This is a genomic window from Lujinxingia sediminis (genome assembly GCF_004005565.1).
Lineage (GTDB): Bacteria > Myxococcota_A > Bradymonadia > Bradymonadales > Bradymonadaceae > Lujinxingia > Lujinxingia sediminis.
The window spans coordinates 141,361-164,349 of the sequence record NZ_SADD01000007.1; the positions used below are offsets into that span (position 1 = coordinate 141,361).

Annotated in this window: 20 protein-coding genes; 2 read left to right on the plus strand and 18 right to left on the minus strand. The window is 64.3% G+C overall.

The features are described 5' to 3' along the window. Positions 1 to 82: 82 nt before the first annotated feature. On the plus strand, positions 83 to 3,226 hold the full coding sequence (locus EA187_RS13220; RefSeq protein WP_164856255.1) for a penicillin acylase family protein: 3,144 nt from the start codon (positions 83 to 85) through the stop codon (positions 3,224 to 3,226). Between the two features lie 165 nt (positions 3,227 to 3,391). Here EA187_RS13220 and EA187_RS13225 read toward each other — a convergent pair whose 3' ends face one another. The 9 genes from EA187_RS13225 to EA187_RS13265 all read right to left on the minus strand — a co-directional run bounded on the left by EA187_RS13225 (position 3,392) and on the right by EA187_RS13265 (position 12,474). After that, on the minus strand, positions 3,392 to 4,363 hold the full coding sequence (locus tag EA187_RS13225) for a hypothetical protein (protein ID WP_127780566.1): 972 nt from the start codon (positions 4,361 to 4,363) through the stop codon (positions 3,392 to 3,394). A 271-nt stretch (positions 4,364 to 4,634) separates the two neighbouring features. Then, complete coding sequence (locus EA187_RS13230) at positions 4,635 to 5,693, minus strand: hypothetical protein (protein ID WP_127780567.1); 1,059 nt, start codon at positions 5,691 to 5,693, stop codon at positions 4,635 to 4,637. Further along, a complete protein-coding gene (locus EA187_RS13235; RefSeq protein WP_127780568.1) occupies positions 5,690 to 6,115 on the minus strand; it encodes a hypothetical protein in 426 nt (141 codons plus the stop codon). The genes EA187_RS13230 and EA187_RS13235 overlap by 4 nt, the downstream gene beginning before the upstream one ends. A gap of 85 nt (positions 6,116 to 6,200) precedes the next feature. Beyond that, the gene (locus EA187_RS13240) at positions 6,201 to 7,076 is read right to left on the minus strand and encodes a hypothetical protein (RefSeq protein ID WP_127780569.1); all 876 of its coding nucleotides are present in this window, start codon (positions 7,074 to 7,076) and stop codon (positions 6,201 to 6,203) included. A gap of 129 nt (positions 7,077 to 7,205) precedes the next feature. Next, on the minus strand, positions 7,206 to 7,520 hold the full coding sequence (locus EA187_RS13245) for a rhodanese-like domain-containing protein (RefSeq protein WP_115605464.1): 315 nt from the start codon (positions 7,518 to 7,520) through the stop codon (positions 7,206 to 7,208). A gap of 45 nt (positions 7,521 to 7,565) precedes the next feature. After that, the gene (rimO, locus tag EA187_RS13250) at positions 7,566 to 8,960 is read right to left on the minus strand and encodes a 30S ribosomal protein S12 methylthiotransferase RimO (RefSeq protein WP_115605465.1); all 1,395 of its coding nucleotides are present in this window, start codon (positions 8,958 to 8,960) and stop codon (positions 7,566 to 7,568) included. 117 nt (positions 8,961 to 9,077) lie between these two features. Next, entirely contained in the window at positions 9,078 to 9,593 is a 516-nt protein-coding gene (locus tag EA187_RS13255) for a hypothetical protein (RefSeq protein ID WP_127780570.1), read from the minus strand. Further along, the gene (locus EA187_RS13260) at positions 9,593 to 11,008 is read right to left on the minus strand and encodes a sigma-54-dependent transcriptional regulator (protein ID WP_127780571.1); all 1,416 of its coding nucleotides are present in this window, start codon (positions 11,006 to 11,008) and stop codon (positions 9,593 to 9,595) included. The genes EA187_RS13255 and EA187_RS13260 overlap by 1 nt, the downstream gene beginning before the upstream one ends. After that, positions 11,005 to 12,474: a sensor histidine kinase gene (locus EA187_RS13265; RefSeq protein ID WP_127780572.1), complete on the minus strand. Its 1,470-nt coding sequence runs from the start codon at positions 12,472 to 12,474 to the stop codon at positions 11,005 to 11,007. Before EA187_RS13265 ends, EA187_RS13260 begins: the two co-directional genes overlap by 4 nt. Positions 12,475 to 12,965: 491 nt before the next feature. Here EA187_RS13265 and EA187_RS13270 point away from each other — a divergent pair, with 491 nt between their 5' ends. After that, the gene (locus EA187_RS13270; RefSeq protein ID WP_127780573.1) at positions 12,966 to 13,727 is read left to right on the plus strand and encodes an AAA family ATPase; all 762 of its coding nucleotides are present in this window, start codon (positions 12,966 to 12,968) and stop codon (positions 13,725 to 13,727) included. Positions 13,728 to 13,881: 154 nt separating this feature from the next. Here EA187_RS13270 and EA187_RS13275 read toward each other — a convergent pair whose 3' ends face one another. The 9 genes from EA187_RS13275 to EA187_RS13315 form a co-directional block, all read right to left on the minus strand. Beyond that, positions 13,882 to 14,760 (minus strand): tRNA1(Val) (adenine(37)-N6)-methyltransferase, encoded by an 879-nt coding sequence (locus EA187_RS13275; protein WP_127780574.1) that lies wholly within the window; start codon positions 14,758 to 14,760, stop codon positions 13,882 to 13,884. Between the two features lie 76 nt (positions 14,761 to 14,836). After that, entirely contained in the window at positions 14,837 to 15,553 is a 717-nt protein-coding gene (locus tag EA187_RS13280) for a hypothetical protein (protein WP_115605475.1), read from the minus strand. Positions 15,554 to 15,657: 104 nt separating this feature from the next. Then, positions 15,658 to 16,038 carry a hypothetical protein gene (locus EA187_RS13285; RefSeq protein ID WP_115605476.1) on the minus strand — a complete coding sequence of 127 codons (381 nt, stop codon included), beginning with the start codon at positions 16,036 to 16,038 and terminating at the stop codon, positions 15,658 to 15,660. 10 nt (positions 16,039 to 16,048) lie between these two features. Continuing rightward, positions 16,049 to 17,317 (minus strand): ATP-dependent Clp protease ATP-binding subunit ClpX, encoded by a 1,269-nt coding sequence (clpX, locus tag EA187_RS13290; protein ID WP_127780575.1) that lies wholly within the window; start codon positions 17,315 to 17,317, stop codon positions 16,049 to 16,051. A 199-nt stretch (positions 17,318 to 17,516) separates the two neighbouring features. After that, positions 17,517 to 18,563, minus strand: coding sequence for an L-erythro-3,5-diaminohexanoate dehydrogenase (gene kdd, locus EA187_RS13295; protein ID WP_127780576.1), 1,047 nt, complete (start codon positions 18,561 to 18,563; stop codon positions 17,517 to 17,519). 114 nt (positions 18,564 to 18,677) lie between these two features. Beyond that, positions 18,678 to 20,003 carry a uracil-DNA glycosylase family protein gene (locus tag EA187_RS20645; protein WP_206524332.1) on the minus strand — a complete coding sequence of 442 codons (1,326 nt, stop codon included), beginning with the start codon at positions 20,001 to 20,003 and terminating at the stop codon, positions 18,678 to 18,680. 83 nt (positions 20,004 to 20,086) lie between these two features. Continuing rightward, positions 20,087 to 21,337 carry a bifunctional phosphopantothenoylcysteine decarboxylase/phosphopantothenate--cysteine ligase CoaBC gene (gene coaBC / locus EA187_RS13305; RefSeq protein ID WP_127780577.1) on the minus strand — a complete coding sequence of 417 codons (1,251 nt, stop codon included), beginning with the start codon at positions 21,335 to 21,337 and terminating at the stop codon, positions 20,087 to 20,089. Next, positions 21,312 to 21,941, minus strand: a complete 630-nt coding sequence (locus EA187_RS13310) for an NUDIX hydrolase (protein WP_115605480.1) — start codon at positions 21,939 to 21,941, stop codon at positions 21,312 to 21,314. Before EA187_RS13310 ends, coaBC begins: the two co-directional genes overlap by 26 nt. After that, positions 21,938 to 22,819 carry a PPC domain-containing DNA-binding protein gene (locus EA187_RS13315; RefSeq protein ID WP_127780578.1) on the minus strand — a complete coding sequence of 294 codons (882 nt, stop codon included), beginning with the start codon at positions 22,817 to 22,819 and terminating at the stop codon, positions 21,938 to 21,940. The genes EA187_RS13310 and EA187_RS13315 overlap by 4 nt, the downstream gene beginning before the upstream one ends. Positions 22,820 to 22,989 lie beyond the last annotated feature (170 nt).

Sequence of the window (22,989 nt, forward strand, 5' to 3'; positions counted from 1 at the left end):
CTTCTAAGACCGCCCTCATAACGCTATGCTTGCGGCGATCCCTTTTGAACCCATGTGTATTATCACCTACCGGGAGATCCTTATGCATACCCTCCGCACCCCTGCGCTCGCCATCGTGTTGGGCGCAGCGCTGCTGGGCCCTGTGGCCTGCCAGGACGATGATCCGACCACCGAGGCCGACACCGGCACCGATGTTTCCACCGACACGGGCACCGATGCCGACGCCGATCCCCTCAGCGATGACCAGCGCACCTTGCTTGATATCGAAGAGGTTGAGCGCTGGGAGCTTCCCGCGCTCAGCGCCCCGGTGCACGTGATCCGCACCGAGGGGAACATCCCCCACATCTATGCGGAGAATGACGTCGACGCCGCGCGCGTCCAGGGCTTTATCACCGCCCGCGACCGCTACTTCATGATGGACCTCACCCGACGCCTGGGTCTGGGAGAAGTCAGTGCGTTGCTGGGCGACGCCGCACTGAGCATGGACCTTGAGACGCGGCTCAACGGCTCGCGCCACGTCGCCGAGCGCATCCTTGAGCAGGCCACCCCCGAGATGCGCCAGGTGATGGAAGCCTACGCCGATGGCGTCAACGCCTACATCGCCCAGGTCGAGGCCGGAGCACTCCCGGCTCCCAGTGAGCTGGAACTTCTGGGCGGCATCCTCGGGGCCAGCGATCCGGTTGACGCCATGCAACCCTTTGAGGCGCGGGACATCGCCGGGCTCTTTGCGACCTTCATCTACGAGTCCAGCTACGAGACCGGAGACATGGGCCGGGCCGCGGCGTATGCACAGCTCGAGACGCTCTTTGAAGGCGACGCCTATGAGGAACTTCGCCGCGCCGGCGCTCTCGAAGACATCTGGCTCAACGCTCGCCCGGTCAAGCCTCTGGCCGCAGGCACGTGGGGCCCGCCCAACACCACACCTTCCACCGGGCTTACGCTGACCCCGCGCGCCGGCACCACTCCGAGCGTGGAGAGCGGCCTGATGGCGCGCCTCACCGCGAGCCTCGACGACTTCCAGGAGCGGCGAGGTCTGCGCAGCCACGAGAAGGGCTTTGGCTCCAACGCCTGGGCAGTCAGCGCCGAGGCCTCGGCCACCGGCACGAGCCTCTTTGCCGCCGACGGGCACCTCTCCCTGGGCATCCCCTCGATTCTCTACCACGTCGGCCTCGACACCACGGTCTTCGGCGGCACCGACCGTCCCCACCAGTTTGGCCTGGCCATCCCGGGGATGCCCGTGGTGCCGGTGGGCACCAACGGGCAGGTCGCCTGGAGCTTCACTCAGCTCTCCGGAGACATCACCGACTGGTACTCCGAGCAGATTCGCCTCGATGAGAACGGCCTGCCCGCCGAGACGCTCTTCGAAGGGGAGTGGCGCGCAACCACGCGCATCAATGAAGTCTATGAGATCGCCGACGTCCCCACCCTGGACAGCGAAGGCCGAACCGAGACCATCGCCCGCTATCAGACCTTCGACGATCGCTGGATCATCGATATGGAGGGCGTACCAGCCGACCCGGACGAGGAGCTTGAAGCGGGTACGTCACTGGTGCGCACCCACTCCGGCTGGGTGATCCCGGCCGATGTCAACAATGACGGCGCCATCGACGCCATCAGCTTCGCCTACGTCGGCCTGCAAATTGGCGACATCATCGGCACCTTCGATCGCATGGCCCGCGCTGGCAACATCGAGGACTTCCGCCAGGCCACGCGTGGCATGATCGCGACCTCGCTCAACTTCGTGGTCAGCGACGCCCAGGGCAGCGTCCTCTTCTCCGGGCATCAGGCCGTGCCCTGCCGTGACTACCTCCCCCGCTCCGAGGACGGCGTCTGGGGCGAGGGCGCGCACCCGGCGATGCTCCTCGATGGTACGACCTACGGGAACTTCCAGATCCCGCTCATCGACGGGGTCATCGACAGCTCCCACCAGGATGATCCCTACCGCTGTGTGATTCCTCTCGATGAAAGTCCGGCGCTGGCCAACCCGCCTCAAGGCTTTGTGGCCACGGCCAACAATGACCCGGTGGGCGTCTCGCTCGACAGCAACCTCTTCAACGGCCAGCGCTACATTGGCGGCCCCTGGGATGTGGGCTTCCGCGCCGACCGCATCAGCCGCGAGCTCACCCGCTATATCGACGAAAACAGCGCTGATATCGATGCCATGGCCGCCCTTCAGGCCAACACCCAGTCGGCCCTTGGCGAGCACTTCTCCCCGGCGATGATCGCGGCCATCGACACGATGGAGGCTCTTCGCGCGCTCGACCCGAGCGAGCTCGAGGCCTGGGAGAGCCGTGCGCTCGCAAGCTATGAGCCCATCCGCGACAAAGCCCTCGACGTGCAGACTCGCCTCCAAGCCTGGGCCCAGCGCGGCTACTGGGCCCGAAGTGGCGTGGAGACCTTCTACAACTCGCCCACCGAAGACGACCGCCTCGATGCGGTGGCCACCACCCTGTTTAACGTGTGGTTTGGCGACTTCCAGCGCGCGGTCTTCGACGATGAGGGCCTCCCCGGGATCTGGCAGAGCGGCGGAACCGGCGGTCGCATCCGCCTGCTCTCCTCGATGCTGGAAGGACGCGGCGAAGGCAACCCGGCGGGCCTCGCGAGCTACAATGAGGAGAGCGGGGAGTCGATCTTCTTTGATGTGCGCGCCAGCGCGGAGCTCGAGCGCAGCGAAGAGATTCTCATGGGTGCACTCGTCGACGCGCTCGACTTCCTGGCCAGCGAACCCACCTCGGCTGGTGTCGGTGGCTTTGGAAGCGAGGACTTCGACACCTACCTCTGGGGGCTTCGTCACCACGCCAAATTTGAGAGCTTGCTGGCCGACTTCCTGCGCGACCAGCCGGCCTTTGCGCCCCTGGCTGATCGCTTCTCAATCACCGCGCGGCGCCTGCCCCTGGCCGAAGACCTGGGGCGCAACGATCCGCGCCGCGGTATTCAGTGGTTCCCCCGCGACGGCGACCAGTACAACGTTGATGCCGCCAACCCGGGCATCTCCGGGCGCTCCTTCACCTACGGCTCCGGCCCGGTCAACCGCCTGGTGGTCAGCCTGGGGGGTGAGCGCGTGGAGGGACGCACGATCATCCCCGGCGGCCAATCCGGTCTGATCGACTCGGAGCATTTTGACGACCAGGCCGCGCTCTGGCTGGGCGACCAGGCGTTGCCGCTGCGCTTTGAGCCCGATGCCGTGGCACAAGGGGCCACCGGCCGCGAGGTCTTTGCTCCATGAGCCTCCCGAGGTCTGAAAGGCGAGCCACCCGGACCTCCTGAGCAACAAAAAAGGGCACCCCGAAGGGGGTGCCCTTTTTTGTTATTTTTCAATCACTTATACAAAAAACCATTCATTTCGTTCGCATCACTCATCCAGCGTCATGCATGCCACACCCTTCCAGACTCAGCCGCTGATCTCGACCTGCAGCATCTCGCCAAGGTCGGTGCCCGGCACGCTCAGGCTGATCTCGCAGGCTCCCGCGCTCAAGCCCTGCACGTTCACCACATGCACCCCCAATCCGTAGGTGTAGTAGGGCTCGCAGACCTCCGGGGTCTGGGAGACCAGCTCAATGATGCCCTCGGCATCACCGCACACCGTCTCACCGGCCGGGCCGGCCATGGCAAAGAACGAGATCGGCGAATCTTCGCCTGTGGCGATGGTGGTGATCGTCTCGCCATCGACCTGGTTGGCGACGTCGAGTTCGGTGATGTCGGCGGCGGCGACGAGCGTCATCACAAAGGGCTCCTCCAGAAGGTCGGAGCTCAGGCTGATCGAGCCGGCCTCTTCGCCGGTCATCACCTGAATGCGACCGAGGCTGCTGAACGCCTGGTTGATTTCCCCGCCGGTGGCCGGTTCCACGGCCACAGGATAGTAGCCGTAGCCGTTGAGCGAATTGCTCATCGCGTCGCGCATCCGGTAGCGAAACTCCGGGGCGCTGTTGACGGCGTAAACGCTGCTCTCGTTGCAGATGGCCTCGATCTCGATGCTGTCGACCTCGGCAGCGCGCAGCTCCACGCTATCGCTGAGGCTTCCACTCTCTGCGGTAGCGCTCACCGAGACGCGGGCCACACCCTCGCTATCTGCGCGCAGGCTGAAGACCTGTCCGCTGATCTCGCTGACAGCGATGACCTCTTCAGACGAGCTCGTCGCCGACGCGATCGGCAAGAAGTCGCTCTCGGAGGTCTCGCGCACCTTGACGTCGATCATCGATCCGACCGCCAGATCTTTACTGAATGCCCCGGAGAGCGCGCTGTTGTCGTACTCAAAGCGCAGGTTACCCTCCTCGCCCTCAATGGCCACGCCGCAGGCGCTGCTCATCGCGCCGATGGCGACCATCCCACCCAGAACCATGCCTCGCTTCCACATCGACTTCATACGAACCTCACTTCAAGAACCTTCAGAAACGTGGGGTGGCCGCAACGACCACCGGCGATCTCCGCAAGCCTACTCCGCTCGCGGTCAAAACATACTCCGATCCCGCCGCGGCTCCGCGACCTGCCCCGACATCGCAAGCCGGAGAAAGCGCCGGACAGCGCTCTCAGACGAGCGCAATGGCAAACAAGCGTGCCGCTTCGGCACCCGGGATTCATCCGCACCATGTTGCAAACACAGGGCCAGCGCAAACTTTCCGGGTGTAAAGAATGTGTCAGGGGAGGTTCGAGCCCGGTGACTCCGGGGCGTCGGAGGGGGGCTCAGGCACGACCGGCGTTCGCGCGGGGCGCGGTGGCGATTCAAGCTCGACAACTTCCACCGGCAGTCCCAGCTCCTCGCGCACCTGCTTGTTGCCGCTGCGGTTGAGCTGCCAGTAGGGGAGTCGTTTATGACTGACACGCTCAAACACGCTGCCGTCGCCTGCGCCAAAGCGCACGATGCCTCGCGGCGCCTCACGTTCCACCTCAAAAAAGCGGGATCCGCCGGGCCAGGTCACATCAAATCGCGTCAGCAGCTGCCCCTCTCGCTCCAGAGTGGAGCGGGCGATGGTGGCCAGCACCACCGTCAGCGGTTGATGCTCCACACGTGCCTGCCAGAGCGGCACCACCATCGGACCGGTCCAGGTGGCGGCCCCTTCCAGAAACGAACCATCGAACTCGCGTACATGAAGGGGGAGCGCATCGGCGTAGAGCGCGCCCATTTCAACATCGGCCACCTCTTCCTGATCGCCTTCGGAGTCAAAGTAGGAGGAGAGACGGCTTAAGTACTGCGAGCGCCCGGGCCATAACGCGTGGAAGACCTGCCCGCACCATTCCTGCACGCTCAGCGTAATTTTGACCGGGGAGGAGCGTTCGCGCTCCGCGTCCCAGTGATCGACAGGCGCAAACACGCTGTTCATCACACGATAGGGGTAAACGCCGGTCTGAAAATCAAGGAGGTAGTTGAGCTTCATGACCTCGACCCGGTGCAGCTGCTCCACCGAGTCATCTTTGAGCCAGGTGCGGCGGTCATGGGGTTCGGTCACAAAAATGAGCGTGGCCTGCGCCTCACGCAGCTCGCCATAGCGCGTGATCTGGCCGCGGTACACGCTAACCTCGCCGCGTCCATCCCCCCAGCGCTCCCAGAACTCGGACGATGCTCGCTGATGCACCTCATGAGGCAGCTCCGCGATGCTACCCACCTCGCGGGGAAGGGGCGGCTCGGGCGTGGTGCAGGCGATCGTGGCTGCCACGAAGAACTTCAGCACTCCGGAGAAGACAGCCGCCCACCTCATCGTTTGCTCTGGGCTCGCTCAGCCAGCCAGCCGAGTTCGGCGACAAGCTCATCGAGCGACGCGTAGGTGCGTGACATCAACCGCACATAGACCGGAGTCTCCTCAGACTCGGGCTCGTTGGAGGCGGCCGGTTGCTGCTCGACCTCATCTTCGTGATAGCCACGCGCGCGAAATGCCGCGAACTCCTCGGCCAACTCCTCCTGGCCGGCGGCCCGGAGCCTGTCACCTTCAAGCTCCGGGCGATCGGCAAACTCCGCTCCGAGCACAACCCTCAAAAGGGAGGACCCGGGATGAACCTCTGCCAGACGACGGCGCGCCTGCACGTAGTCGACGCTCACGGCGTCGTCGATCACCGCGACCTCAAAGGTCGTATCAAGGGCCTGCCCCAATGCTTCTGCCAGTTGTTTCGCCGACCGGATCATCGTCACGCTCCATCGCCATAACACAGTGAACGGGAGGGCAAACCTGCGCACCGAACAACGTCCTTCCAGCCATGGTCAAACCGCCTTACAGGAGGTTGCGCTGCAGACTCACCCCCAGTCGGGGGCCCACCTGAGCGACGCGATAGGCACCAAAGGGCCCCACCCAGTCGGAGAGCAGGTGCGCGCTGAGCTCCCAGTGCGGCGAGCCCATCATCCATTTTGAGAAGATCCCGACCTCCGCCCGAAGTTGGGGCCCCCGGCTGCGAAGATGAACATCGGCCTTAAGACCGGCTGCCCACCGCATCGCCTCGACCCGCGTCCAACTGACCCCCGCGCTCCATGCAACGCCGCCCGCCCCGTAGCCGCCCGCCATCCGAAGCCCCACCGCATCGCGGTAGGTCATGTACTTGAGCGCGTGCACCCCGGCGCTTGCCACCAGCATCGTGCGTTGCGAGTTCTCCAGCTCGCGCCGCGCGACGGGCGATTCTCGACGAAGATGCGTGTACACCTCCAGAAAGGGGCGGCGGCTGGCGCGAAGACTGCGATCAAAGCCCAGCTTCAAATCTTCGAGCCATGTCCAGCGTGCCCCCACACGCCCTCCTGTACCGAGTGTGGCCTGGCCCGATGCGCCGCCCGGGGCAACGAGCAGCCCGGCGTCGGCATGAAGTTGCAGCCGACCTGCTCTCTCTCCCGGCAAACGCAGCCCACCGCCCACGCGCAGAGCGCTCAGGCCGGGCCGCAGCGCCTCGGCCTCAAATCGCCCCGCCTCATTGTAGCTTCCCAGGCTTACGCCGCTCTCCAGCTCCGCCATCAGCACGCCGCGCTGGCAAAAGCCCGCCACCCCGAAGTCGATGGCGGCGGTCGCACTGCAGCCCCCCTGAGCCTGCGCCTCACGAGGCTCCCCGCCTCCGACCACCATCATCACCACCATCGCGATGGCCGCTCGCCAGGCTGGCCTCATCCCTCTTCCCCTTCCCATCGTCGGGTCGCCCCCGGGCCCTGTTCTCCCCATGAGCAACGCGCCCTATGACAAAAGGCCGACACTCTCGCGCCGGCCCTTTTGCCTTTACCTTCAAAGACTCACACGGCATCAACCGCGTTCAACATGCTCCTCACCGGCCTCAATCGCCGCCAGCGTTCCCCCGGCCACGTTGATGCACTCCTTAAAACCGGCCGACTCAAATGCCTGAGCGGCCGCTGCGCTGCGCGCGCCGGAACGGCAGATCACCGCGATCTCGCGCTCATCTTCCTCGGGCAGCTCGCCGGCGCGAATCTCGGAGAGGGGAAAGAGCTCGGCGCCCTTAACGTGAACGTCGGCAAACTCATCTCTCTCGCGCACATCGATCAGGCGCAGGTTATCCGCCTCGCGACGCGCGGCGAACTCCTCATAGCTCAACTCTTTCATCATCTCCTCCGTCGTCGTATCGAACTCAAAGAAGTCCGTCGGACTTTAGCTGCGCAGATTCAGCTTGCCCTCGCCAAGACCCAGCGGATCTTTCGGAATCACCACGCCGGTCAAATCATAGGCCCCGGCCTGCTGAATCTCCACCTCCACAAACTCGCCAGGCACCGGCACATCACCGCCGTAATCGAAGGAGAGGTAGACCACCCCGTCGATATCGGGGGCCTGGCCGTAATGGCGGCCCTCCAGCACGAGCTCGTGCTCTTCGCTGACGCCGTCCACAATCACCTCGGTGGTCTGACCGACCCACTCGGCGTTCTTGCGCTCGCTGATGCCCTGCTGAAGCTCCATCAGCGCGTCACGACGCTCGACTTTCACGTGCTCCTCGACCTGATCTTCCATCGCACCGGCCGCGGTGCCCTCCTCCGGGCTGTAGACGAAGACGCCCACCCGGTCGAACTCCACCTCTTTGACCCAGTCGTAGAGCTCGCGGAACTCCGCGTCGGTCTCGCCAGGGTAGCCGGCGATCAGGCTCGTACGTAGCACCAGATCGTCGATGCCCCGCAACTTATCGATAAGGCGCGCCTGAGCATCGCGCTGGATGTTGCGCTTCATCGACTTGAGGATGCGCCGGTTGATGTGCTGCAGCGGCATATCGACATAGGGCACGAGCTTCTCAGAGGTCTGGAAAAACTCCACCAGATCGTCGGTGAAGTTCCACGGGTACATATAAAGCAGGCGCACCCAGCTGATCTCGTCGGCCTCTTCATCGAGGCGGCGGAGCAGGCGCAGCAGGTAGTCGCGATTATGTTTGGGGTCGAGGTCGATGCCGTAGCTGGTCATATCCTGAGCCACCAGAATGACCTCATTGACCCCGGCGCGCCCCAGTTTGCGGGCCTCGGCGACCACGTCGTCGATCGAGCGGCTCTTCTGGGTGCCGCGGATCGTGGGAATGATGCAGAAGCTGCACGAACGGGAACATCCCTCGGCGATCTTCAGGTAGGCGGTGCCGCCCCGCACCGTGTTGGTGCGGGCGACCTCGTGATCCATGATGAAGCTGCCGGGCTGAATGTAGGTCTTCTGCGAGAGCCTGCCGTGCAGCGCCTCATTGATGGAGGTGAAGGTCTGGGTACCCAGGATCGCGTCGACCTCCGGGATCTCCGTCTCCAGCTCGCCGGAGTAACGCTGCGAGAGACAGCCGGTGACCACGACCTTGCCCAGGAGGCCCCGCTTTTTCAGGTCGACCATCTCCATGATCGTATCGACCGACTCTTCTTTGGCCGCGTCGATGAACCCGCAGGTATTGACGACCACGATCTCGGCGTCTTCGACATCGGCGACCATCTCAAAGGCGCCGTCGCCCTGGATCATGCCGACCATCACCTCGGAGTCGACCCGGTTTTTGGGGCAACCCAGCGAGATCATATGAACTTTTTTAACCATGTCCGGCTCTTCTTAAAGGTGATGCGCTCGGCGCCGCCGTACGGCCTCAAAGGTCCGAGATCGCGTGCGCTGCAAGCGGGAATTCCGCAGGCCTCATAGGCCAATCAACCCGATAAATCAACGCGCGCCCCAGATCGACTCGCCCATTCGCTCCAGAAAGCCGCTCTGGACGAGCACCTGACCGAACTCCGCGCACACCCGGGCGCTGCCCTCGGCGGCCGCCCTCCAGGTCTGCCTGGCTACGGCCCCCGGAAAGCGGGTGGCTTCGACGATACGCCGGCAATCCTCCCGCGCGTTGCCGGGCGTATACCAGCGCTCAACCTGCCCCAGAAACGCCCCGCGCGCCGCCGGGTCTGAAAGCGCCTCGGTGTTGCCCAGCGTGGCCAGAAAAACATCTTCTTCGCTGCAAAAGGCGATCTCTTTGAGCACCGTGGCGCATTGCGCCTCACTGCGCGCCAGATATCCCCCCGGCAAGAAGCGCTCCCAGCCTTCCACACCGGGTGCTTCCGGCGCCGGTTCGGTCTGGGCAACCACCGGATAGGTCTCCAGCCTCTGGGCTTCCGGCTGCCACTCCGACTGGCAGCCGGCGGCCACCACAAGCAGCGCGGCGCTCATGCTCAACTCCCAACGCATCAGCTCTCCCCGGCGTCTTCTGGCGCAATCTCATGACGCTCGATCTTGCGGTAGAGCGTGGTGCGGTCCATGCCCAGAATCTCGGCTGCCCGCGACTTATTGCCCCCGGTACGACCGAGCACATAGCCGACGTAGCGGATCTCAAGCTCTTCGAGCGTGGGCAGCCCGTCGAGACCCAGGATCGACTGCCAGGTGAGCATGTCCAGATACGGCGCGTCGCGACCGTCTCCGCCGGCGCCGCGCACCCGGGGAGGAAGATCCTCTGGCGAGATCTCTTCCTGAAGCGCCAGCACCACCGCGCGCTCAATGTAGTTGCGCAGCTCCCGCACGTTGCCCGGCCAGTGGTACTGCATCAGCGCACGACCGGCCTCCGCCGACAACCCGCGGATGGCCTTGTCCGAGCGCTCGGCAAAACGCTCAATGAAATGCTGCGCTAAAAGCAGCACATCTTTTCCACGCTCGCGCAGAGGCGGCAGGCTGAGCTCGATGACGTTAAAGCGGAAATAAAGATCTTCGCGAAACTCCCCCTCACGCACCTGATGCTCCAGGTTACGGTGGGTCGCGGCCACAAGACGCACGTCGACCTCCACCTCCTGACTGCCCCCGACCGGGCGCACGCGCCGCTCCTCAAGCACCCGCAACAACTTCGGCTGCAAGGAGAGCGGAAGATCGCCGACCTCATCGAGAAAGAGCGTGCCGCCGTGGGCGCGCACAAAGAGCCCCTCTTTGTCTTCGCGCGCGTCGGTAAAGGCCCCTTTCACATGCCCGAAGAGCTCGCTCTCAAGCAGGCTGCCCGGGAGCGCGGCGCAGTTCACGGCCACAAAAGGCTTCTCGCGCCGGTCGCTGCGCTTGTGCAGCGCGCCTGCCACAAGCTCTTTGCCCGTGCCGCTCTCCCCGGTGATCAGCACCGACGCCGGGGAGCGCGCCACACGATCGATCATGCCGAAGAGCTCGCGCATCGGAGCGCTCTCGCCAATCATTGCCGTGTCACCGCCGGCGCCCTCCCCGTCAACCTGCTCGCGCAGGCGTTTGACCTCCTCGCGTAACTCCCGGTGCTCCAGGGCGCGATCCAGGGCGATCGTCAACGCCTCAATATCAACCGGCTTGGTCAAAAAGTCGTAGGCGCCGGCGCGGATCGCGGCCACCGCTGTCTCCAGGGTGCCGAACGCCGTGATCACGATCACCGGGAGATTGGGCCGGTGGTCGACCAGACGCCGGCAAAAATCAATGCCGTTGACCCCGGGCATATTCAAATCGGTGATGACCACCCCGGCATCCTGCGCCTCCAGTCCGGCAAAGGCCTCCTCGGCACTGGTGTAGAAGCGGGCGTTATAACCGCGCTTATTCAGCCGTTCCCCGAGCACCTCGGCCATGCTGGCATCATCGTCGACAATGACCACATCGTACTTACTCATGCACGCTCCTCAATCGGCAGGTACACCCCAAAAGTGCTTCCCTGACCTTCTACACTCGTCACGTCGATCCAGCCGCCGTGCTCACGCACGATTCCATACGAGACCGAGAGCCCCAGCCCGCTGCCCTCACCGACGGCCTTGGTGGTAAAGAAGGGCTCAAAGATCTGCTCAAGCGCGTCCTCACGCATGCCCACGCCGTCGTCTTTGACCTCCACCAGCACAAAGTCGCGCTCCTGGCCCTCATCCTCTTCGGGATGCGACTGGCGCACCGCTCTGAGCGCAACCTCCACCCGACCGCCCTCCTTTTGACAGGCGTGCATGGCGTTGACCAAAAGGTTTGTGAGCACCTGGGTGATCTGATCGGCATCCACATCGCTGGCAAACGCCTGCGGCTCGGCACTCAATTCCATCGTAACCTGACGCTTCTCGGCGATGGGCCGAATCAGCTCAATGGCCTGCTCGACCACCGGGCCAACCTCCATACGTGTTTTACTGAGGTGTCGCACCCGGGCAAAATCCATCAATTGACGGATGATCTTGGTGATCCGCGAGGTCTGCTCCCCGATGATGCGGGCGTTGCGCTCGATCTCATCGCCCTCCACTTCGCGATCTTCGATCATCGCCGCGCGCATCGAGATGACGTTAAGCGGTGTGCCCAGCTCGTGGGCCAGGCCGGCGGCAAGCGTGCCCACCGTTTTGAGACGGTCCGCGTGACGCAGCTGTTGGAGCGCCTGAATACGCGCAGCTGTCTCTTCTTCCAACTTCTCACTGGCGCCGACGAGCTGGTCGCTCATCAGGTTCATCTCCATGGCGAGCACACTGAGCTCACCGTGGCCGTCGAGCTTCAAGGGTGTCTTCAGGTCCCCCTTACCAATCGAGCGCGCGCGGGCCACCAGCGCGTCGACCGGCCGGGCGATAAAGAGCAGACCGGTGACCATCGCCAGCCCGCTGGCCATCACCAGCATCAGGAGCGTCGTCCAGACGATGCGCCACTTCGAGGCGCGCACGTACGCCTGCTCGCGGGCAAAGGACTCCGAGAGTTCCACCGCCCCCACCCTTTCCTCTTCCACCACCACGGGCACATAGGTGTAGAGGCGGCCGGCGTCGATCTGGTCGCGGTCGATCCAGCTGACCGCCCGCCCCTCCTCCAGCAACACATTGAGGTCCAGAGGCGCCTCCGGCCGCAGCCGCTCCAGAGTGCCGGTCTGCGCCCACACCCAGCGCACCCGCAGCCGCTCGCTGGCCTGGTTGGAGCGCTCCACCAGCTCCAGCGCAAAGTCCTCCCCGAACTCCTCGCGGCCGTAACGCACCATCACCGCCAGGGGTTGCCCCAGCGCATAATGATCCCGCCGCATCTGAGCCTCAAAGAGCCCCGACTCGCGGTCGATCCGCGAGTAGCCCTGCCAGGCCATAATCAGACAGATCCCGCCGATGAAAAAAAGCGTGATCTTAAACGTAAGACGCATGGTCTCCTCGAAAGCGCGCGTCCCGAACAGCGCGCATTCTCTCCCAGCGCCCGATCTGGCGCAAACGCCCTCGTGCCACGCCACCGCCCGAGTGTGGCGTTATGCAACATGTGGTCGTTTTCTACGATCCCGGGAGCCCCTTCGAAGCGTTGCCGCCCCGCACCCCTCGGGAAACCTGAATCAAAAAAACCAAACAAATCCAACACAATAGAACGTCAATGTTAAATTTATGGCGATTTTTGAACTCCTGGCACAGCGTCTGCATTACCGGGAACCGTCAGCCGCGAGGTGCCCTCCCGAAGAGGATTCCCCCGCTGGCAAACAGGTAGTGAAAGGGTCCTCCCAGAACCTTTCAGACCCGATGCGCCGGTGGCGGCGCGATGAAAATTTCCGATCTGTTCCCGAACGTCCTCGCGCCGCCACCGCGTCTTAACTTCGTTGAGGAGCCCGACTGGCGCGGCTCCCCTTAGAGAAAAGCAGGAGATTTCAATATGTCTACCAAGCTCTCGACTCGCCTGACCGCCCTCCTCTGCGCCCTCGCCATAGCTGTACCGGCCGCCTCGGCCTTCGCCGCAACCCCCGACGCTTCCGCCACCATCGCCTGCGGCGACCACGGCGGGGACGATGACGACGACTCGACCTTCGCCGAAGACGACGACGGCGATGACGACGACGACGAAGAAATCGCCTGTGATGGCGACGACGGCGACGACGACGATTCGACCTTCGCTGAAGGCGATGACGACGGCGACGATGACGGCGACGACGAAGAGATCGCCTGTGATGGCGACGACGACGGCGACGACGACGATTCGACCTTCGCTGAAGGCGATGACGACGGCGACGATGACGGCGACGACGAAGAACTCTTCTTCGCCGAAGGCGATGACGACGGCGACGATGACGGCGACGACGAAGAACTCTTCTTCGCTGAAGGCGATGACGACGGCGACGATGACGGCGACGACGAAGAACTTTTCTTCGCCGAAGGCGATGACGACGGCGACGATGACGGCGACGACGAAGAACTCTTCTTCGCCGAAGGCGATGACGACGGCGACGATGACGGCGACGACGAAGAGCTCTTCTTCGCCGAAGGCGATGACGACGGCGACGATGACGGCGACGACGAAGAGCTCTTCTTCGCCGAAGGCGATGACGACGGCGACGATGACGGCGATGACGAAGAACTCTTCTTCGCCGAAGGCGATGACGACGGCGACGATGACGGCGATGACGAAGAGCTCGTCTAAGTTGTCTTAAGATGGCCCTTCGGGGCCTGATCGCGACGCCGGAACATTGCGGGCTGCAGAGCCGGCGTCGTGTGAATTCGTCGAAGCCCGAGGGTCCCCATCGTCCCTCGGCTTCGACGTTTTTTTATGCCCGCCTTCCCACCCTTTCTTCCTCTTAGCCGAGCGGCGCAAAGCCAAAGCTCATCTTCACCGCCCGATACTCGGGGTGAACCTCGCCATCGGCGTCGCGAATCATCAGCGGTGGCTCTTCCCAGGTTTGCCCGCGCACGGTCTCGGGAAGATCGGCGTTTCGCATCATCACGAAGAGCCCGACAAGCGGGGGATTCCCCTCGCGGAAGATCACCGGTCGCCAGCGCACGATGGTCATGTCTGCGTTGTCTGCAGCCTCCCAGGGACGCACTTTCTGCTGGGGCCTGTCCACGGGAAAGACGCAGGCAAAGACCCCGCCCGGGTTGAGGTGGGCGGCAGCCACCTCGGCATAGTCGGCCACCGAGCCGCGCACCTCAAAACGGCACGCCACCTTCTGAGGGTGGTCCCCCTGGGTGCCATCACTCAAAGGCCAGTAGGGCGGGCTGCCCAGCACCAGGTCAAAACGCTCATCTTCGGCCAGAACCTCTGGATCGCGAAAGTCGCCCTGGCGAATCTCATAGCGATCTTCCAGGCCATTGTACGCCGCTGAGCGGCGCGCCAGCGCCACGCTCTCTTGCTGCGCTTCGACGGTCACAAAGCGCGCGCCGCGCAAGCGCCAGGCCGCCGTCATTCCCACCGAGCCAATGCCACTCCCCAGATCCAGCACCGTACCGGCGCTCGGACACCAGGACGTGCCGTACCAGGCGGTGAGCACGTCGTCGGTGGAGAAACGATGGCCTTTCTTGAGCTGGAAGATGCGAAAATGACCGCTGAGCGCGTCGAGCGATTCGCCCTCGCCAGCTTCAAACGCCATCATCCGCGCCACATCGGGCAGCGGACCGGGCACCGCCCACCCCTTAAAGGTCGGCTCCACATGTCGAATATCGCGCTTTTTTCGGGCCATCACACATACCTTCGCCCCGCGCGGGTAAGGCGCCAGGGAGCACAGTGGTGTTAGAACGTTGTGAGGATTCGGGGTCCTAGTACCCCAGCGAAATCAGATCGCGACCATCCAGGATAGCCTCGCGCATCGCTTCGAGCAGTGCCCACCCGCGCAGAAGTTGCCACACCTGGGGGGTATCGCGATCGGCACAGGTGTTAAAGAGGTCAAAACGCGCCTCGCGATCCATCGCTCCCGGACGCGTGAAGCGGCGCTCCAACTGCGTCTCGCTCCACTCCAGGCCCACCTCGCGGCCCAGGCGCACGAGCAGCTCAGCCAGGTAAGGCGCGTACGCCTCGCACTCGTCAAAGCTCAGCCAGCCATGTGGCCAGCTGGCCAGATAGCGCACCGCCTCGGGCATCTCCGGCTGGGCGTGGCGAAAAAACACCCCGCGCAGCGGTCGGCAGGCCACTTTCCAGCCCAGGTCGCGCGCAATCGGGTACCAATCCAGGCTCACCCAGCGGGAGCGCTGCCAGCCCGGCCACACATCCAGCCCAATATCCTGGCAGACCAGACGCAAAAACTGGCTGTAGAACCCGGTCAACGCCGAGTACACCTCCCAGCTTTCCTGCTTGAGCGGCGCCACATCCCAGAAGACGCCCTCCCCGTCGAGGATCTTTTCAACGTAGGGTTGCGCCCGCTCGGGCACCTGATCGCGAATCACCACCCGCAATGCCGGCGCATAGATGCTGGTGCGATGAAGCTGCTCATGGATCCGCTCCAGGCTCCCCAACATGTACTGATTACCTTCACCCATCGCCGCGCCACCTGCTCATCATCTCGGACCACCCGCCCCATCTCTTACCATCAACATCGCCATCGGCAGGTCATCGCCCCACCCCATCTTCTGACGTGTGGCTACTACAGCACCGGCTCTGATGAGGTAAAGGGGCCGGAGGCCTGCGCCCGGGAGCAAAACTGCTGGAAACGCACCCGGTTAACCTCGATCTGGTCGCCCGGGATGGTGAGCACCTGCTCTCCAAGCACCAGAATCAGCCCGTCACGCTGCAACCTGCGCAGGCAGCGGCGTAAAAACGCCCCCACATCATGGCGGGTGCGGCGCTGTCCCACGTTGAGATCGTGCAACTCCAGGATCTCGCAGGTCTCCAGCCGGGGTTCCTCCGCGCTACCTCCCACCCGCGCGCGCACCACCGCCCCATCGCAGGCGTACTCGCGCAGCCCGGTGAACACGCCACCGGGCGGCACGTGAATCTTTTGATAATGCTCGGAGGGCTCGATCACCCGGGATCCTTTAAGCGCTCTGCTTCTCGTAGACCAACATCGGCTTCTCGCGATGCAGCACGCTCTCTTCGGTAATCACGCACTCGCGCACGTTCTCCAGGCTGGGCAGCTCGTACATGATATCGAGCATAACCTCCTCGATGATCGCGCGCAGCCCGCGGGCGCCGGTCTTGCGCTTGATCGCCTCGCGCACGATCGCCACCATCGCGTCCTGGTTGAAGCGCAGCTTGACGTTCTCGAGTTCAAACAACTTCTGGTACTGCTTGACCAGGCTGTTTTTGGGCTTCCAGAGGATCTCGACGAGCATATCTTCGCTGAGTTCGTCAAAGGCCACGATCACCGGGAAACGGCCCACGAACTCAGGGATCATCCCGAACTTCACCACATCTTCGGGGCGCACATGGCGCAGCAAATCGTTGCTGCTCTCCAGGCGCTTGGAGAAGTCGGCACCAAAGCCCATCTGGCTCTTGCCGATGCGTCGGGCGATGATGTCGGTCAGGCCCTGGAAGGAGCCGCTGGCAATGAAGAGGATATTGCCGGTGTCGACCTGAATGAACTCCTGCTGCGGCCGATTGCGCGAGCCCTCCGGGGTGATCATCACGCGCGAGGATTCCACCATCTTCAAGAGGGCCTGCTGCACGCCCTCACCGCCCACATCGCGGGTGGAGGAGGGGCTATCGCCGCGACGGCTGATCTTGTCGATCTCGTCGATGCAGACGATCCCGCGGCTGGCGCGCTCGACATCGCGGTCGGCGGCGAGCCAGAGGTTTTTGACGACGTTTTCAACGTCTTCGCCCACGTAGCCGGCCTCGGTGAGGCTGGTGGCGTCGGCGATGGTGAAGGGCACGTCGAGCTTCTTGGCCAGCGACTGTGCCATCAGGGTCTTGCCGCTGCCGGTAGGACCGATGAGCAGGATGTTGCCCTTGGTCAGCTCCACGCCCTCATCTTCTTCGTGGGGCTCGGCACCGGCGGCCTCCAGCTCCGCGCTGCGGATGCGCTTGTAGTGGTTGTACACCGCCACTGAGAGCGCACGCTTGGCGCGATCCTGCCCGACGATATGCTCGTCGAGGAAGGTCTTGATCTGGGAGGGGCGCATCTCCTTGAGCTCTTTCTTCTTCTCGGGCTCGCGGTGACGGTCTTCCTCGATGATCTCGCGGCAGAGGGAGACGCACTCATCGCAGATATGCACCTTGGGTCCGGCGATGAGCTTCTGCACATCGCGGGCCTCTTTACCGCAGAAGGAGCAGCGCACCTTGCTTTCAGAATCTGTGGTCTTCATCTCGCTCTCGTTATTCTGTTCGGGGCAGCCCACCTGTGGGCTTTCGATCACGACGGCAAAACGAATGCCGAAATCGATTTACTCCCCAACGCATCGGGGCCAGCCCCTTGCGAGAGGGCGCTGGCGAGTTGGGCGAGGCAGTCTGCATGTTGCGGGGCCGGGGTGCAAGCGCCGCCGGGGGGCGGCGCCTATGCTCCTCTCAGCCCTCCCCGGTCAGCGACTCCAGGCGGCTGCGCACCACGTCAAACTCGCGCACCATCTTCAAGGTAAGCTCGGCGTGGCCGTGGGCGTAACCGTTGCCGATGAGCAGGTCGACGTCTTTGCCCACGCCCTCGCTGCCGAGCGCAGCGCGGGAGAAGTCAGTGGCCATGTTGAAGAAATAGACCACGCCGCGGTCCCGCGCCGGCAAAATCGCCGACATCTCAGTGCCGCTGACGTTGCAGGTGTTGATGACCACATCGACCAGCTCCCCGCCGGTCATCGATTCGACGGCCTGGAGCACCTCGGTGGGGACTCTGGCGTTGGCGGTGCGGAAGTCGTCAACGATGCCCGCCTCACGCAACAGTTTGAGGTTGGTGTCATAAAGATCGAGGGCGTAGACCTTACCCTGATCGCCCAGGGTGGCGCGGGCGCTGGCCGCGCAGAGCATCCCGGACTTGCCCGCGCCCAGGATCAACACGCGCTTTTGGCCGGCGACCAGGCGCGCGGTCTGCGCCGGGGCCCCGCAGACATCGAGTGCGGAGAGCGCCACGCGCTCGGGCAGATCGTCGGGCATCGCCACAATGGGCGAGGAGGGCCAGAGGTAGGCGGTACCCTCGATGTCCATCTGGTCGGCGTCGAGGTGCACCTTGATGACGCGGTCGATCGTAAGCGGGGTCAGCGTCAGGCTCACAAGCGAAGCCACACGCTGGCCGACCTTAAGCTCGACCGGTCCCTTGTAGTCTTTGCCGATGGCTTTGACGGTGCCCAGAAGCATGCCACCGCTTCCGGTGACCGGGTTTTGCATCTTGCCGCGCTCGGCGACGATCGAGCACACCCGCTCGGCGACCTTGTCCTCATCGCGGCCCAGCTCGCCGATGATCTGGTGGAAGCTGGCCGAATCGATGTTGAGCGTCTGCACATCAATGACGATTTCGTTATCGAAAGCCTCGCTCTCGGCATCCAGGCGCTGTGCAGCCTGCGGAAGCGCCCCTTCGGGCTCAAGGACTCGATGCAACCCCAGATCATGACCACGTCGCTCGCTCACGCTCGCTCCTTTACGTATCGGGCGGGCTGCCAGGCTGGCGTCGACCTCGATCGCCACCGCACACCCACCATATAAACCACTGAATTCATTGAACTTTAAACTCGACCCAACCCCTTACCCCAGACGCTTCATTACCTTTTGCAGGTCCTCCCAGGCCGGGCGCTTTTTGCTTCCATCACGCAGCAGATCGTCGGGATGAAAGGTGGGCAAGAGCGCGATGCCCTCGAAAGTCTGCCAGCTCCCGCGCACCTCCGGGCGACGCGCCGCCTGGCCGAGGAGCGCCAGGGTGGCAAAGCCGCCCAGCGCCACGATGATCTCGGGCTGCACCACCTCGATCTGCTTTTTCAAGAAGGGCAGGCACTCGCTGACTTCGCCGGCCTGCGGCCGCCGATCGCCCGCGGGGCGACATTTGACGACGTTGGCGATGTAGACCTGCTCCCGCGAGAGCCCCATCGCTTTGATCATACCGTTCAGCAGCTCGCCCGAAGCGCCGGCGAAGGGACGACCGGCGCGGTCATCGTCGCCGGCGGGCGCGTCGCCAATGAACATCAGGCGCGCGGTGGGGTTACCCTGACCAAAGACGATCTGCGTGCGGGACTCGCAGAGGCCGCAGCGGCGGCAGCTACCGAGGTAGTTTTGCAAAAAGTCGATCTTCTCGGCCGGCGTCATCGACGCGGCCGACTTCTGCGCAGACCTGTTCTGTGTGGGCCTGTTCTGTGCGGGAGTGGCACGTGGAGCGGGTGCGTCGACCGGGGCAAAAGCCTCGTGGGAGTAGTCCTCGTAGGCAACCTCATCGTACATGGGACCGTCATAATCGTCGTAAGGAGGCGGCTCGTCGTTGAGCGAGACCGGCGGCGAGGACGAGGACGAAGGCTTAGCGGGGGCTCGGTGTTGCGAGGGGCCGGACGACGTCGACGAGGCACGGCGATCATTAGTGTGCGCGTCCCGGGCGGGCGATGCCGCGCCGCGTTCCGGTCCGCTTGCGCCGCCACGGAAGGTGGGCATGGTGCGGGCGCCGAGCTGCGCCCAGATCGGAGCGCCGGCGTCGGAGTTACCCCCGGCGGTGGGGGCCGAAGGCGCGGATGTGGGCGCCGGTGCCTCGTTGAACGAAGGCCGCTGAGGCTGCGAGGAGGGCGAAGGCCCCGTCCCCTGCAGCTCGGGCCTCTGCGGCCCTGCTGCCGCGGGTTGGGAGCGAGACGGACCTGGCCGAGAAACCTCACGATCTGGCGAGCGCAAGGGGCCCGAAGACGAGGAGCCTGAGCCCAGGTTTGCGCGCATCGTCGCAAGCTGACGCTCCTGGCGCGCTTCCTTAAAAACCTCAAACGCGGCGCGATCGGCTTCCGACGCCGGGCTCGACCCGATCACACCCTGGGCCTGCTGCCATTGCAGGTAGCGGCGAAGATCCCCGACCAGGGCTTTGACGTACGCTCGTTTCGTCATCACGGCTCTCGTTTAACCATAGATCCGACCGCGAACACAACGGCCCGCGCCCTCGATCACCCAATCCAACGCATCCCGAACGCTCAACGTTGAAGATGCCCTGCGAGTGCCTCCCACAGCGCGCGGGCGACCTCGGTTTTGGTGCCGCTGAAGGTTTGCGGCTCGTCCTCGCCAGCCAGAAGATGCACCGTGGCGCTCTCGGCCCCGAAGGTGCTGGTGGGCCCGCCGATACGATTGGCCACAATGGCGTGCGCGCCCTTGCGGGCGCACTTGGAGCGGGCTCGCTCGATCACATCGTGGCTCTCGGCGGCAAACCCCACCACCAGCGGCCTACGCTCGTCACCGTCGCCCTGACGTCCATGGCCATATCGCTCGCCAAGATCGGCCAGGATGTCCGGGTTGCGCTCCAGCTCAAGCGTGGCAGCCATCTGCGACTTGGGCACCTTTTTGTCACTCGGGTGGGCCGGCCGCCAGTCCGCGACCGCTGCGACCATCATCGCCACATCCACCGAGGCTGCGCGCGCCATCACCTCCCGATGCATCTGCGCGGCGCTCACCACATCGACGCGCGTCACTCCGTAGGGCGTCGCCAGAGCTGTAGGGCCGCTGACCAGCGTCACCTCCGCGCCCAGCTGGCGGGCAGCGGCGGCCAACGCATACCCCATCCTGCCGCTCGACGGGTTTGACAGAAAACGTGCGGCGTCGATCGCCTCGCGGGTCGGTCCAGCGCTCAAAAGCACGCGCTTCCCCTTGAGACGTTGCGGGGAAAACGCCCGATCGAGCTCCGCCAAAATCACCGGCGGATCCGGCAACCTCCCGGCGCCGACCTCCCCACACGCAAGTTCGCCGGCATCCGGCTCAATCACCAGATGACGCTCGGTCTGGCGCAACGTCTCCAGGTTCGCCTGCACCCGGGGGTGCAGGTACATCTGCGTATTCATCGCCGGCGCCACCACCACCGGCGCTCGCGTGGCCAGAAGCACCGTCGTCAGAAGATCATCGGCCATCCCCTGGGCCATCTTCGCAATGGTGTTGGCCGTGGCCGGCGCGAGCAGCACCACATCGGCCCAACGCGCGAGCTCAATATGGCCGATCTGCGCCTCATACCCCGCATCAAAGGTGGCCACGCCCACCGGCTGCTGCGTCAGCGCCTGAAAGGTCAATGGGGTGACAAACTCCTGCGCGTTACGCGTCATCACCACGCGCACCTCGTCGCCGCGTTTGACCAACGCCCGCACAAGCTCGCAGGCCTTATAGGCCGCGATTCCGCCGCTTACGCCCAGCACCACCTTCAACGCCACAGTCGCCTCACTTCGCCGTCCACCGCCCTTCATCGAGGCGGCGACCGGCCAGAAAATCCAGGAGCACGCTCACCATATACCCGGTCGCTCCCCAGATGGTGTGGCCCTCAAACTCATAAACATGCAGATCGTAGGAGACGCCATCCCAGCTGCGCGTCTCAACGCGCTGAAACGCCGGATCGGCCAGGTGCTCCAGCGGCACCATAAACATCTCCTCGATCTCCGCCGGGTTGGCCACCAGGTCATAGGGGTGAATGAACTCCCCGACAAAGGTTGTGACCTCGTAGCCGCTGATCGTGGGCATGCGCACAAGGGACCCGTAAAGCTCCACATCGCCGGGCAAAAGCCCGATCTCCTCATGAGCTTCGCGCAGCGCCGTGTCGCTCAAGCGCTCGTCCTCCGGGTCGCGACGACCTCCGGGGAAGCTCACCTCCCCGGAGTGCTGACGCATGGAGACCGGGCGCTCGGTGAAGACCAGGTGCAGCTTCTGGCCGACCTCGCAGAGCGGCGCGAGCACGGCGGCCTGGCGCAGCGGGCGGCCCTCCAGGCCCGGCACCCGGTCGAAATGCACCGCCGGCTCCCAGCCCAGCTCCCCCAGGCGCTGGCGTACCCGATCTGGCGCAAAGCGCGAGCTCATCTTCGCACTCGCGCTTCGAAGACGTTGCGGCCGTCTTCCTCGCCAACGAAGCGGATATCGAGGACCTCCATCATCATCTTGCGGATCTTTCCGCGGGGCAGACGAATGTGGCAGTAGTCCTCATCTTCGACCTTCATCACCCGGCAGCGCCCGAGCTTGGGGTGATCGAGGATGTCGCCGGCTTTGAGCCAGGGGCCCTCCGGCTCGTCATCAAAACTGACGGCTTTGGCGGGCTTCTTGGGGGCGGGGCGCCCCTTTCGGGCCTGCTCGCGACGGGTTTCGGTGGAGTCGGCCTCGGCGATGGCGTCGGCCCAGGAGAGGCCCGGAGCGCCGTCTGTTGAGGCGGCCGGCGCGCTGGTCGCCGGCGCGCTCGGTGCCGCGCTCGCTGCTGGCGCAGCCGGCTCGCTGCGCTCCGCCTTGCGCTCAATCTGCTCGATCGTCTCCAGATCCAGGCGACCGCTGGCGGTGTCCAGACGACGCTTCATGCGCAGATCGCCAAAAACCTCGATCACAAACTCGGCGCTCAGCGCTTTGGCCCGGCGCAGCTGCCCGGCCACAAGCTGCGGGCCGGCCGGCCCCAGCGCGTTGAACACCGCGTCCAGACGCAGCACCACCTCGTCGCCCAGCGTGGAGACATTGCCGTTGAGGCTCACCAACTCAAAATACCCCTCTCCCTCCACGACTTTGACGTACTCGCCACGGCGCGGGTCGAAGGCTGCAAGCTCGATCTCGGAGAACTGCCCGACGGCGCGCAGGTCGGCGGCTGCCACCCCATTACTCCTGCAAATCCGCGTGAGCTCCGTCACCAGCTCCTCGCCCTCATCCACTCGCCCCACCAGCTTTTGCTGGCTCGTTGAAACTCGAAAAATCACGTTCATCCTCAGGTGCTAAGTTGGCGCGAAGGCTCGGCTTTCCGACCTCTCCGCGGCCGCTCAAAGAGCGCTCTACGACGCCCGCTTCGGGCGCAATCTCCCACACTCATCCGCCCCTTACAACTTCCGAGCCGGGACGCACACTCCCGCCCCCCGGCGCGCGCCACAGCACGACG